The organism is Methanofastidiosum sp. (assembly GCA_035362715.1).
Lineage (GTDB): Archaea > Methanobacteriota_B > Thermococci > Methanofastidiosales > Methanofastidiosaceae > Methanofastidiosum.
Map to the genome: position 1 here is coordinate 93,985 of DAOSDU010000003.1, position 13,118 is coordinate 107,102.

Annotated in this window: 11 protein-coding genes and 1 tRNA gene; 7 read left to right on the plus strand and 5 right to left on the minus strand. The window is 36.7% G+C overall.

Annotated elements, in window-relative coordinates; translation table 11 throughout:
- Positions 1-6 precede the first annotated feature (6 nt).
- The 3 genes from phoU to PLI06_03135 all read left to right on the plus strand — a co-directional run bounded on the left by phoU (position 7) and on the right by PLI06_03135 (position 2,271).
- On the plus strand, positions 7-657 hold the full coding sequence (gene phoU / locus PLI06_03125) for a phosphate signaling complex protein PhoU (GenBank protein HOI76590.1): 651 nt from the start codon (positions 7-9) through the stop codon (positions 655-657).
- A gap of 48 nt (positions 658-705) precedes the next feature.
- Positions 706-783: transfer RNA gene (locus tag PLI06_03130), tRNA-Pro, on the plus strand.
- Between the two features lie 153 nt (positions 784-936).
- Positions 937-2,271, plus strand: coding sequence for a citrate/2-methylcitrate synthase (locus PLI06_03135; protein ID HOI76591.1), 1,335 nt, complete (start codon positions 937-939; stop codon positions 2,269-2,271).
- Positions 2,272-2,303: 32 nt separating this feature from the next.
- Here the strand turns inward: PLI06_03135 and PLI06_03140 are convergent, their stop codons facing one another.
- Entirely contained in the window at positions 2,304-3,719 is a 1,416-nt protein-coding gene (locus PLI06_03140; protein HOI76592.1) for an aldehyde dehydrogenase family protein, read from the minus strand.
- A gap of 301 nt (positions 3,720-4,020) precedes the next feature.
- Positions 4,021-5,064 carry a DUF362 domain-containing protein gene (locus PLI06_03145; GenBank protein ID HOI76593.1) on the minus strand — a complete coding sequence of 348 codons (1,044 nt, stop codon included), beginning with the start codon at positions 5,062-5,064 and terminating at the stop codon, positions 4,021-4,023.
- Between the two features lie 84 nt (positions 5,065-5,148).
- On the opposite strand from PLI06_03145, the gene PLI06_03150 reads away from it, so the two are divergent.
- Complete coding sequence (locus tag PLI06_03150) at positions 5,149-5,856, plus strand: helix-turn-helix domain-containing protein (protein HOI76594.1); 708 nt, start codon at positions 5,149-5,151, stop codon at positions 5,854-5,856.
- Between the two features lies 1 nt (position 5,857).
- On the opposite strand, the gene prf1 is transcribed toward PLI06_03150, so the two are convergent.
- A complete protein-coding gene (gene prf1 / locus PLI06_03155) occupies positions 5,858-7,096 on the minus strand; it encodes a peptide chain release factor aRF-1 (GenBank protein HOI76595.1) in 1,239 nt (412 codons plus the stop codon).
- Positions 7,097-7,156: 60 nt separating this feature from the next.
- On the opposite strand from prf1, the gene PLI06_03160 reads away from it, so the two are divergent.
- On the plus strand, positions 7,157-7,927 hold the full coding sequence (locus tag PLI06_03160; protein HOI76596.1) for a C15orf41 family protein: 771 nt from the start codon (positions 7,157-7,159) through the stop codon (positions 7,925-7,927).
- Here PLI06_03160 and sppA read toward each other — a convergent pair.
- Together sppA and PLI06_03170 are read right to left on the minus strand one after the other, a co-directional pair.
- Positions 7,905-8,903, minus strand: coding sequence for a signal peptide peptidase SppA (sppA, locus tag PLI06_03165; protein HOI76597.1), 999 nt, complete (start codon positions 8,901-8,903; stop codon positions 7,905-7,907). The genes PLI06_03160 and sppA overlap by 23 nt on opposite strands.
- Positions 8,904-8,927: 24 nt before the next feature.
- Entirely contained in the window at positions 8,928-10,175 is a 1,248-nt protein-coding gene (locus PLI06_03170) for an FKBP-type peptidyl-prolyl cis-trans isomerase (GenBank protein HOI76598.1), read from the minus strand.
- A gap of 70 nt (positions 10,176-10,245) precedes the next feature.
- Between PLI06_03170 and ahcY the strand changes: the two genes are divergently transcribed.
- The gene (gene ahcY, locus PLI06_03175; protein HOI76599.1) at positions 10,246-11,502 is read left to right on the plus strand and encodes an adenosylhomocysteinase; all 1,257 of its coding nucleotides are present in this window, start codon (positions 10,246-10,248) and stop codon (positions 11,500-11,502) included.
- Between the two features lie 72 nt (positions 11,503-11,574).
- Entirely contained in the window at positions 11,575-13,095 is a 1,521-nt protein-coding gene (locus PLI06_03180; protein ID HOI76600.1) for an AMP phosphorylase, read from the plus strand.
- Positions 13,096-13,118 lie beyond the last annotated feature (23 nt).

Sequence of the window (13,118 nt, forward strand, 5' to 3'; positions counted from 1 at the left end):
GAAAACATGAGAGAGAAATTTGTTGAAGAACTGGAACAGCTTAAAGCTGATGTAGTCGAGATGTCTAATCTCTCCAAAGAAATGTTAAAAGAGTCAATTGACGCTGTTAAAACTTCAGATATCACAATTGCAGAAAAGGTAATCAGTCAGAGGAAAGATATAAGGGAATTTGATTATAAAATTGAAGACGACGCACAAAGATTAATTGTATTGTATCAACCAGTAGCGAGGGATCTAAGGGCTATAATATCTACCTTGAAAATGAACACATATCTAACGAGGATTGGCATATACTCTAAAGATATATCGCGTGACATAAAAGAGATATCCTTGAATAAAGAATTCCCAAGATTAAAAAGTGTATGTGTCATGGGGGATATTGTTTTAGGAATGTTAGATGATGTAATCAAAGCTTATGAAACTGAGGATCTAACACTCATTGATACTATGTGGAAAAGAGATGATGAAGTTGACTGTCTTTTCCATACGATACTACGTGAATGCATATCTTACATGGTTGAAAATCCTAAAAGCATAAGTTACTATACACATTACATGCTGATAGGAAGATACCTTGAAAGATGCGGAGATCATGTTTGCAAGATTTCAGAAAAAATTCACTATATGGTTACTGGGGAAAGAATCACAATCAAATAATTGTAAAACGAAAATCTTATAAGCGATGTATTTTAAGATGGACTTATTGGGGTCGTGGGGTAGCTTGGCCTATCCTTCGAGCTTTGGGAGCTTGGGACCTGAGTTCAAATCTCAGCGACCCCACCATTTACTTTCTTTTATTCTATTTTGAGATGATTAATACTTTAACTTATTATTTTTAATTATTGCTCCACCGAAAATCTTAAATATCAAACATTAGAAGAAAAAAATAAATTATTATAAGACATATGTCAAGATTTTTATTAAAAAGGTGTTTAAATGTTTGAAAAACTGGTGGACTATGCCAAGGTAAATAACCAAATCACTCCTGAACTTTATCCTAAATTTGATGTCAAAAGAGGATTGAGGAATGAAGATGGGAGCGGTGTATTAGTCGGATTGACTAAAATATCTGATGTAACAGGTTATGAAAAAAAAGATGGAGTTTTTACCCCACTAGAAGGTAGACTTGCATACAGGGGCATAAAAATTGAGGACATAGTAGATGCTATATCCAAAGAGAATAGACACGGATTTGAAGAAATTATCTTCCTTCTTCTCTTTGGAAAATTGCCTACTTGGGAAGAGCTAGAGTATTTCAATGAATTAATGGTTAGTAACAGAGATCTAGCTGTCAATTTCACTAACGATGTAATACTTCACTTTCCAAGTAATGATATAATGAACAAACTCGCAAGGAGCGTTTTAGTTCTTTACGCTCTGGATAAGAAAGCGGATGATATAAGCATAGAAAATGTTTTGCGGCAAAGTGTTGGATTAATAGCTAAATTCCCATCAATTGTTGCCTACGCATATCATGCCAGAAGACATTATTTCAAAGGTAAAGACCTAATACTCAGAAATCATAATCCAGATTACTCCACAGCAGAAAATTTTCTCTACATGCTGAGAGAAGATGGGAATTTTACTAAGCTTGAAGCGGATACACTTGATATTCTTCTAATTCTTCATGCTGAGCACGGAGGAGGTAATAACTCTTCATTTACAGTTCATGTAGTTACTTCATCAGGAACCGATACATATTCTGCCATATCTGCTGGGATTGGATCTCTGAAAGGTCCACTGCACGGCGGTGCAAATAAAAGCGTAATGGCAATGATGAAGGACATTAAAGATAACGTTCGAGAGTGGGAAGATGAAGAGGAGGTAAAAAATTACCTAAAAAAAATCCTTGAAAGAAAAGCTTTTGATGGAATGGGCGTAATTTATGGGCTCGGGCATGCAATTTACACTAAGTCAGACCCAAGAACAGTTATTTTAAAGACAAAAGCAAGGGAGCTTGCAAAGGATAAGAAGAGAATGGACGAATTTAAGTTGTACGAGCTTATAGAGCAGGTTGGGCCTGAAGTATTTTACGAAGTAAAGAAATCTAACAAAGTAATAACTGCAAATGTTGATTTCTATTCAGGGTTTGTATACCACTGCCTTGACATACCCAAAGAGATGTATACGCCTCTATTTGCCATGGGCAGAATACCTGGTTGGTGTGCCCACAGAATTGAAGAACTTATATCAGGCAAGAAGATAATTAGGCCAGCATATGCACATGTTGGTGAATTTATTCCATATACTGAAATAGACAAGAGGATTTAAAATCCTCATAATTCTATTTTTTACTAAATCTTCTAAAGGTGGAATCTTACACACTTTATTTCTGTCATCTCTTCAATAGCATATTTTGGCCCTTCTCTGCCATAGCCGGAGCCCTTCAATCCACCATAAGGCATTAAATCAATCCTGAAGGTTGGGATATCATTTATCATAACTCCTCCTACATCTAGAGTGTCAATTGCATAGTAAGAATTCCTAAGATTTTCTGTAAAAACCCCTGCCTGTAATCCGTATATCGAATTATTTAATTTACTTACTGCTTCTTTAAAATCACTAAATGGTATCAGTGCCAGAGTGGGGCCGAATGTTTCATCTTTTACAATCTTCATTTCTTCAGTTACTTTTTCTATTACCGTTGGCTTAAACGCAAAGCCTTCTCTTTCATTGCCACAGAGAATCTTTGCACCTTGTGATTTTGCTTCATCTAACCATGATTTGATTCTGATTATCTCTTTCTCATCAATCATAGGCCCAATATCTGTACCAATTTCTAGCGGATCTCCTATAACAAGATTATTTGCAGCATCCACAATCTTTTTCTTAAATTCTTCATAGACACTATCATGAACGTAAGCCCTTTGGCAATGAATACAAACTTGCCCAGAATATCCAAAAGCCCCAACTTTAACAGCAGATACGGCTTTATCAATATCTGAATTTTCATCAATGATTACTCCAGAGTTTGAACCCAGCTCCATTGAGAGTTTCTTTAAACCTGCGTTAGATGCAATTCTTTCCCCTATTAATTTACTTCCTGTGAATGATATTTTTCTAATTAATGGATTCTTAACAAGATAGTTTTCAGCATCTTCAGCTGAGCAAATAACAATATTTAGCGCCTCTTTTGGTAGTCCTGCTTCTAGAAGGATTTCCCCAAGAATAAGAGAGGTCAAAGGAGTTTTCGACGCAGGTTTATGTATTACGCTATTTCCTCCCGCTATGGCAGGTCCAATCTTGTGGCAGACAAGATTTAAGGGAAAGTTAAACGGGGTAATAGACAATACAATACCCACAGGAACTCTTATGTAAAAACAATACTTGTCAGAGCTCGTAGGTGCAGCATCAAAAGGTATTACCTCGCCCCCGAGTCTTTTTGCTTCTTCTGCAGACAATACAATAGTTTCATAAGCCCTTGACACCTCACCCCTTGAGTAAGCAAGAGGCTTGCCACTTTCTAAAGCCATTGTCTTAGCAATCTCGTCTTTTCTTTCTAACATCAACTCTGCAGTTTTTGACAGTATTTCATATTTCCTGTGGCGGCTAACGCCCTTCATAATCTTACTTCCTCGCACTGCCGAGTCAACAGCTTCTTTTAGATGATTAGAAGAGGCTTTTGATACGCTATCAACACATTTTCCGTTATAGGGATTTATTATTTCCAAGTAATTGTTTGTGTCAATCCATTTCCCACTAATCAGAATCTTTTTCATAGGAATCAATTTTTATATATTTTTTTATTTTAAAAGTTTATGTAGTTTTAATGATAATCATTACCAATTTTCACTATTTGTAACCATTGTTAACCGATAACTTTATATATAAGTTAGTATTACTAATCATTAGTGATGGTTGTTGCAGCAACTGTCACGTATCATCAATGCATAAATCTGTCTCTTGTCATGGAAATTCGCGATTTCTCTGGCAAAGACAACGGAGCTCCTAAAGAACCCCCTCCATACTCCTGAAAATGGGCCAAAAGGAGGGGGTTCCCAACACTTCTGGCCATAAATTTTATAGCAATACTCTTTCATATTCCATTTTGCCTATGCCAATTTTTTCTCCTTCTATAGCCTGTATTTCTGGGTCTGGCCTTCCATCTATCATAAAAGTCTCCTTTTTAGCATCATCCAGAAATGCTTTATCAATTGCGACTATGTCCTTTGACAGGTATATCCCGGTATTTTCCCTGATGGTCTTTCCTGGAAAAGGCATACAGTCACAATACTCCACAATATTTGCGCCCCAGTTAATCGACGTGACATTCTCCTTACCTATAACTTTGAGAATCCCTTCAACTGCAATTGGGAGAACCTGTCCTAGTTTCTCAAGTTCTTTTAATTTTATTGCCCCTCTTGTACATGCTTCCATACATCCAGGGCAGTGCATGCAATCCCCTCTTTTTTCAAGAGAAAGGACTCTTTTTCCGTTTTTTATTGTAGGTATGGCCCTGTCACAAATATCTCTACAGGCATCGCATCCGTCACAAAGCGAATCATCATAGCAAAAATTAACAAATTTATGCATTGCCAGTTTTGATTTTTTTGTAACGCATCCCATTCCAACATTTTTTATTGATCCCCCAAATCCAGTCAATGCATGGCCTTTGCAATGGCTGAATACAATCATCTTGTCAATCTCTTTGAATAGGGTGGGTAGGAATATTTCATTCAGAGGGCTTCTGACCTTAACAGAAAACCCTTCATCATTACCTAATCCATCTACAACAATGAAAGGGGCTCCAATATTTGCAAGAGAAAACCCATGATAAAAGGCATTTTTTATCATACCGGCAGCAGTGAATCTATGTCCACAATAGTATGTGGTGGAGTCTGTAAGAAAAGGTTCACACCCTTTTTCTAAAAGTGCAGATACCAACTCTTTAAGATAAAGAGGATGTACATGAGCAGGATTTTTATATTCGCCAACATGAAGTTTAATTGCAACCCTGTCTTCTTTGTTGATATCATCAAGAATATTGCTCTTTCTTATGATTTTCTTGAATTTACCAACCATGTCAGAGTCTTGCCTCCAAGGGATAAAATATACATTTGACATGTATATCGATATTGGCATGTATTTTTATTACTTTCTCCGCTTTTCAACGAAAATTTTATATATTTATGTTCGTTATTTAACTATATGTTTGAAGATGCTAAAGAACAACTTGCTAAGATGATAGCGGGAGAAGTTGTATTATCTGACGATCCGGGTCAAACATTGAGGAAGTGGCGCGAGATTTTTGGCATATCCCAAACCGATTTGGCTCATCATTTATCTATATCTCCTTCTGTTGTAAGCGACTATGAGGGTGGTAGGAGAAAATCTCCTGGGTCTTCAACGATCAGAAAAGTTGTTGAAAATCTAATAGAGATTGATATAAGCAGAGGTGGAAAGATAATCCATTCGTTTAGCCACAGATTTGCTAAGGAGGTAATAAGCGATGTTGTACTTGACCTTAAAGAATTTCCTGTTCCCATTCCACCAAAAAGGCTTATTGATGCAGTTCAAGGAGATATTTTAGTAAATGAAGAGTACTTGAGCAAGGAGATCCATGGATATACAGTTATTGATAGTATTAAGGCCATTCTTAATCTGAATTCTGAAGAATTTCTTAAACTTTACGGACTGTCTTCAGAAAGGGCTTTGATATTTACAAAAGTTTCAACTGGAAGATCTCCGATGATCGCGATTAAAGTTCAGGGAATAATTCCATCAATGGTTGTTTTACATGGGGCAAAGAAAGTAGATGAAATTGCTGTCCAATTAGCCGAATTGCAGAAAATACCTTTGATTCTATCGCCCATAGAAACACTTGAGGATCTGTTAAATGGACTAAGGTCTATTTAATCTACAATCTGTATCTGATAATTGCAGCAATGCCACCGAATGCCTTTAATAATTGGCTACCCTCTTCTGTTTCTGTAGAGATAACTTCTACCTTGCTACTGCCTTCTTGAGCAAAATCTGCCAGCTCTTCTAGTAGGTCTACTTTTTCTTCTATATTCAAACTCAAATTCCCACATTTTTCGCACTGAATACTAGAGATTTGTTGTTCTAACTTGAATAGTTCTTCGTCAGTTCCTGTCTTTTCAGTTAGATTATCGCATGATCCGCATTTTATCTTAATCCTGTTTTTGTTTAACCCTTCTGAGAGAAGCAATAGATCTACAGCACCGGCTTCTAAGTATTTTCTGACTTCTTTTTCTCCATAAGCTGCAAGACTGTCATCCTTTATTAATTCCTTAAGAAATCTTGTCACGATATCCTTTTCTTTTGTTATGTCTAGATTCTCTAAGATTTTTGAGCTCTTATCTACAAGTTCGTTTAGCCCAAAAAGTTCGGTATATGCTGTATCTGCAGTCCCCAATATTTTTTTCCTAAGTTCGTGATGTAAATATTCCCCTTCTTCGAACTCAAATTTGGTATACCCGCCGCCACCAATAAGAATTCCCTCTAGATTCGGCTGAGCAAGGAAAATTTCATTTGAGATCTTACCAACGGTATCTTTGAAATCATCCGCTGCAATTTCTCTTAATCTTGCAAATCTAACTGAAGACTGCCCGCCCGCCCTGAACTTTCCAGGAACTCTTGATGTCAAATGTTTGAGTAATTCTACCTTTTTACCTCTTAGAAGACCTATACTTGCTTCTCCTCTTTCTACAATGACTAAACCAAAGACTCTTTTATCTTCAATCATTTCAAGCAGCGGATCAAGAACAAACTGCTGATCACATCTGTAAATTCTTACAGATATCGGATCTGGAGGATTAAGTGTAAAGAGTTCTATCCTTGGGCTGCCTTCGTCCTCTGAGATATTACCAGAAAAGATAACAAGTCCGTTAGGAGGGGTCATTTTATATAATCTTAAATGTTGCATTACTCTCTCTAGAGCAGAAAGAACATTTTTCCTAGTTCCTTTAGATTTGATATTTGTAGCAGTACCTTGTTCGTCTTTAATCTGTGCAGCTACCTTTGAAATTTCATATCCTGCAGGTATATAGACCGAAACAAGTTCTGTATGTCTGCCCCTAATCTTTGAAAGGAACTTAAGCTGCTTCTTAAGCTCATAGAGATCTTTGTTATCCATAATCAAGAAATGATAGAAAATATTTAAAAGTGTTCCTACATCTTACAATAAAGTGGTCTAATGAGAAAACAAGTCTTCATGGAAATCTACAAATCTATTAACACAAGGGATGATGTACCTGAATTATCTAGTAAATACGAGATCGAAGAAGACATCCTACTTTCAATATTGTCTCAAAAAACTGTGAGAAATGTCAAAAAGGATTATTACCCAGTAATGAACAGAATTCGCGAGCTGACAAAGTTATGGGATCGAGGCCTCTCATTTTTTGATATAGCTTCTAAACTATCATTTTCACCAATATTAATTGCAACGATGATACTCAAAGAAAAGGGTTTCAATAAAAAAGATATAAAGGAGATTATGCATAATCCCGATTCTATCGAGGATCAAAGAATTAAAAATGAGATCCTAAAAGCAATCGAAGTAGATATAGCATATTCACCAGCATCCTCAAAAATTCAAAGGGAGAACGGCAAAAACGGGGAAGAGATGTTAAAAGTATACCTTGATAAAAAAGAGATTCAATTCTTAAGGGAGGATGATCTGCGAAAACTGGGGTCAGGTAAAACTCCTGACTTTCTTTTAAAAAAACCGATTAAGATTAGGGGTAGGAAAGTATTTTGGTTTGAGAGCAAGGCTAGTTTTTGCGACTACATAGAGTTTAAACAGGATTATAACAAACAATTAAAGCATTATATTTCACTTTTTGGTCCGGGCATAGTGGTGTACTGGAAAGGGTATATCGACGACATTGTCACCGATAAAAGAGTTTTAGTTGTAGATACGGACTTCTTTGAAAATATTTTTACTTCTTTTGAATACTTATAGAAGGCTCGTATTGGTATCTCATAAACTCATAGCTCATATTTGAGATGCTACCATCATCTGCAATCTGAAAAAATGATACTTTTGGATTCTTAAGTCCGGCAGTTACTTTTAATTCCTCTATGGCTGTATCAAGAGTGCCTACTCTATCGGCAAGTTTGTAAGAAACAGCTTGTGTGCCGCTCCATACATTTCCGTCTGAATATTTTAGGACTTCTTCAGTTGAGAGATTTCTTCCCTTCGAAACAACATAAATGAATCTATCAAAATCTTCATTAATCATCTGTTTGATATTTTCTCGGTCATCGTTAGATAATGGCCTCCAAGAAGCTCCAAGGTCTTTATCTTCACCAGTTTTTATTACTTCTATCTTTATACCAAACATTTTGAAGTATTCTGTTAAATCTTCATGAACATATATTACGCCAATGCTCCCCAAAGTAGCATCAGGTTTTACTATTATTTTGTCACTTGCAACTGCTAAGTAATAGCCGCCAGAAGCTGCAACGCCGCCTACATAAGCAACAACAGGTTTTCTCATATTTAGTCTCTGAATCTCATCGTAAATTTCTGTGACTGCGGAAACTCCACCTCCTGGGCTGTCAATCCATAAAACGACGCCACCAACTTCTTTGTCTTCTGCAAGTTTTCGAAGCTGTGCTGTAATGGGCAGTACATCTTCTTGATCCAATATGCCAAATATTCTAACCACTGCTACATCCCCATTAAGGGGGATGTTCTGATTCTTTATTCTATCAATTTCTTCCCTTAGTTTTTGTATTTCCTTATTCTCCATCGACTCTTGCGACTCATATGCAGAAAGTTTGGCTTTTAGAATATCTATTTCTCCGCTACTAGTTACCCCTCCCTTTTCAGAGGGTATTCCAATATCGCTTAAATCTACATTACAACCGATTGTTGTAGTTATAAGGACAAAAATAGCAAATATTAAAAATAAAAATTTTTTATTATATTTCATCTTAGATCTTCACCTTAAAAAGCATCACTCTTTTTTCTTCTTTGAAGTCTTTTTCTTGGCTTTAGGTTTCTTTGGTTTGGCTTTCGCCTCTTTCTTAGTATCAAGTCCTTTTTGCACTTCTTCAACAGTTGATGCAAGTTCTTTTAGCTCGCCATTCATTTCTTCTTTGGCTGCCTTTGTTTTCTTTGTTTTTGGTTTCTCTTTCTTCTTCTCTTTGTCTTCTTTGGAATAGAACTTTGTCATGAAGACATATGCAGCTGCAAATACGACTATCAAAAGGCTACCAAATATGAAAAGTCTGTATTTTTCAAAGAAGCCTGTTTCTTTGCCTTTTTCGATGATTACAGTTGTTACTGTGAAGAATAGAGTTTCGCCTGCAAGCGGGTGATTGAAATCGACAACGAAATCATCTGCTGTTACCTCAACTACTTCGCCGACTTGATTTTGATATATTATACTATCTCCAACTTTTGGATTTACTCTAATTAAATATTTATCCCCGGATTCAACAACATTTGCGATTCCAAATACTGTTTCGATTTGTTTCTGTGGCATTGCCTCTACTTTCATTATTGTGTCAGTTACTTCAAGTACCATCAAATTCCCAATTTCAGTTGGTAAAAGATCTCCAACTTTGGGGTCATATCTTAATACTATACTTGATGCTTTAATCTCTGTTATTGTAAGGGTAGTAACTTCGTTAGTGATAGATTTTCCAACTTCTGGCTTGTGTTCTATAACAACATCTGTTCCAGTTACTTGAACCACTTGACCTGGCCAATCGGCTAGATCAACTACCATGCCTACAATGGGTTGCTGTCCGTATCTAGTAACAAATGAGCTTACAGTTGCTTGGAAAGTTTTTGGAATTTCTTCAAATCTTGTTATCTCTTGAGTTTTTGGAATTTCTTCTAAGATTTTAGTCTGTGTAAATCTTAAGTTTGGGTCTTTAGGGCCATAAGCCTGTTCTGGGGGTATAGAAATAGTCTTTGTTTGGCCTTCCTTCATTCCCAATAATCCATTTTCAAATCCAGGAATAGTCGACCCGTCTCCTACTTTTAATGTCAGAGGCTCATAGATCCTACTCTCATCGTAGATTCCCGCATTTTTTGCTTCATCTAAGATGGATGTATCAAAAACTGTTCCATCTTGAAGTTTTCCAACATAGTCAACTTTTATCGTATCTCCTTTCTCCACTTTCTTCTCTATAGCGCACCCTGCTGAAAGGAGTAACAATCCTATTAAAATAAGTCCAAAAATGTACTTTCTCATTAACTCACGTATACAAATCCGAATACAATCATTTATAAATCTTTCTTTGATAGGTTTTCTAGGTGGATAGATGCTATACGATGTGAAAGACCTCTCACTTTCCGAGAAAGGAAGGATGAGAATTGAATGGGCAGAGAGAGAAATGCCCGTATTAGCACTGATTAAAGACGAATTTAAAAGAAAAAATACTCTAAAAGGTTACAAAATTGGATGCTGTCTTCATGTTACAACTGAAACTGCAAATCTCATGATCACTTTAAAAGAAGGTGGCGCTGAAGTTTTTTTATGTGCTTCAAATCCTTTGAGCACTCAAGACGATGTTGCCGCATCACTTGTTAAGGATTACGGGATTCCTGTTTTTGCTATTAGGGGCGAAGATAGGGATACATACTATGATCATCTAAATAAGGTATTGGATGCCAAACCAAACATTACAATGGATGACGGAGGAGACCTAGTCTCTACAATCATGAAGGAAAGAAGCGATGTTCTTCCAGGAATAATTGGCGGTACAGAAGAGACTACGACGGGGGTAATCCGATTCAAAAGCATGGAAAAAGAAGGGGTATTAAAATATCCTATTATTGCTGTAAACGATGCTATGACAAAACATTTCTTTGATAACAGATATGGAACAGGGCAGAGCACTCTTGATGGAATTATTCGGGCTACAAATGTCTTGCTATCTGGGAAAAACTTTGTAATTTGTGGGTATGGCTGGTGTGGCAAAGGAGTTTCTATGAGGGCAAGAGGAATGGGCGCAAAAGTCATTATCACCGAAATTGACCCTATAAAAGCAATTGAAGCGACTATGGACGGATTCCAGGTAATGAAAATGGAAGAAGCTTCAAAAATTGGAGATATCTTTGTCACAGTAACGGGCAATAAGCATGTGATTAGAGAAGAACATTTTAAAAACATGAAAAATGGCGCCATAGTTGCAAACTCGGGCCACTTCAATGTCGAAATTGACATAAACTCATTAGAAAAATTATCAACTTCTAAAAGGACAGTTAGGGATTCTGTCGAAGAATATATATTAAAAGAAGGTAAGAAAATATACCTCCTCGGAGAAGGCAGACTGATTAATCTTGCCGCTGCCGAGGGTCATCCAGCATCAGTTATGGATATGAGTTTTGCAAATCAAGCTTTGTCCGCAGAGTATCTTTCTAAAGAGGGGAAAAAGCTTGAGAATAAAGTATATTCTGTACCTTTAGATATTGATAGAAGAATAGCCACTTTGAAGCTAAAATCAATGGGCATTACAATTGACACCTTGACAAAGGAACAGGAAGAATACCTTTCATCATGGGAGTCAGGAACTTAGATTTTTACTTTTTATTCTTTTTCAGGGTTAATTATAAATACCCTTAATTAATCTTCTTTTAAGGAGATTCTCGTGTTATTAAAGATTAAAATTCTTGATATTGAAGCGACAGATTATCCACTTGTTCTAATGCATAAAGACGATGCTAAGTTTCTTGGAGTCAGAAGACTCGGCAGAGTCAATGTAAAGCTGGGAAAAGAGGAGTTTGTCGCTGTTGTAGATCTGACAGAAAAAGTAGTTGCAAAAGGCGAAGTTGGGCTCTATGAATATCTGTGTAGAAAGTTAGATTTATCATGCAGTATTAACGCTGAGGTAACACTAGCCCCTCCTCCAGATTCCGTTCATTTCATAAAGAAGAAATTAGATGGTCTTTCTTTAGCTAAAGAAGAAATATTAGATATTATAGAAGACACAGTTGAAAACAGATTAAGTGATGTCGAACTCTCCGCTTTTGTGTCTGCAATTTATACAAGAGGACTTTCTAATGAAGAAGTAATTAATCTAATTACAAGTATGGTAAACACTGGCCAGACTCTGGATATTAAAAGAAAACCTGTTTTTGATAAACACTGCATAGGTGGGGTGCCAGGCAATAGGACGACTATGGTTATGGTTCCTATTTTAGGTGCCGCAGGTTTAACAATCCCTAAAACATCCTCAAGAGCAATTTCAAGCGCAGCTGGAACAACTGACACAATGGAAATACTTTGTGACGTCAGTTTCCACAAAGATGAAATCGAAAGGATTGTCGAAAAAATAGGGTGTTGCATAGTATGGGGTGGCGGTGTTGATTTAGCAATAGCCGATGATAAGTTAATAAAAATACGAAATCCTCTGGGATTAGATCCTCAATCTTTACTTCTTGCCAGTATCCTTGCAAAGAAAAAAGCATCAGGTTCTGAAAAAGTAGTTATAGATATACCTGTAAGTAAAAATGCTAAGATTAAAGATATGGAAGTGGCAAGGAAACTTGCAAGAGACTTTATTAGCCTTGGTGAGACGCTCGAGATGGAAATAAAATGCATGATCACCTATGGGGGAAAACCTGTAGGGCGTGGAATCGGGCCTGCGCTTGAAGCAATTGATGTTTTAAATGTACTAGGTGGCAAGGGGCCGCAAGATTTGAGAGAAAAGTCATGTGAAATAGCCGGACTACTATTTGAAATGGGTGGCAAGGCGCAGAGAGGAAGAGGAAAAGAGATTGCAGAAAAAATGATTGACAGCGGAAAAGCATTATCTAAGTTTAGGGAGATTATAGCTGAGCAGGGAGGAAATCCCAAAATTAAACCAGAAGATATCCCTGTAGGCACCTATAAACATACAGTGAAATCAGAAATTGAGGGAAGAATAGACTTTATGGATACACGAATGATAAATATGATTGCAAGGGCATGCGGGGCTCCAGATGACAAGGGAGCGGGGATTTATTTCCATGTTGAAAAGGGTGAAAAAGTAACAAAGGGTCAAGATCTTTACACTCTTTATTCTGATAAGGAAAAGAAGATAGACAATGCACTTGAAGTACTAGACGGAAGCCCAATAGGTGTTGAGAAAGTAATATTTGATATAGTTGAGGGTGAGTTATCGCTCTGATTTCAGAAAAATTATTAATTCAA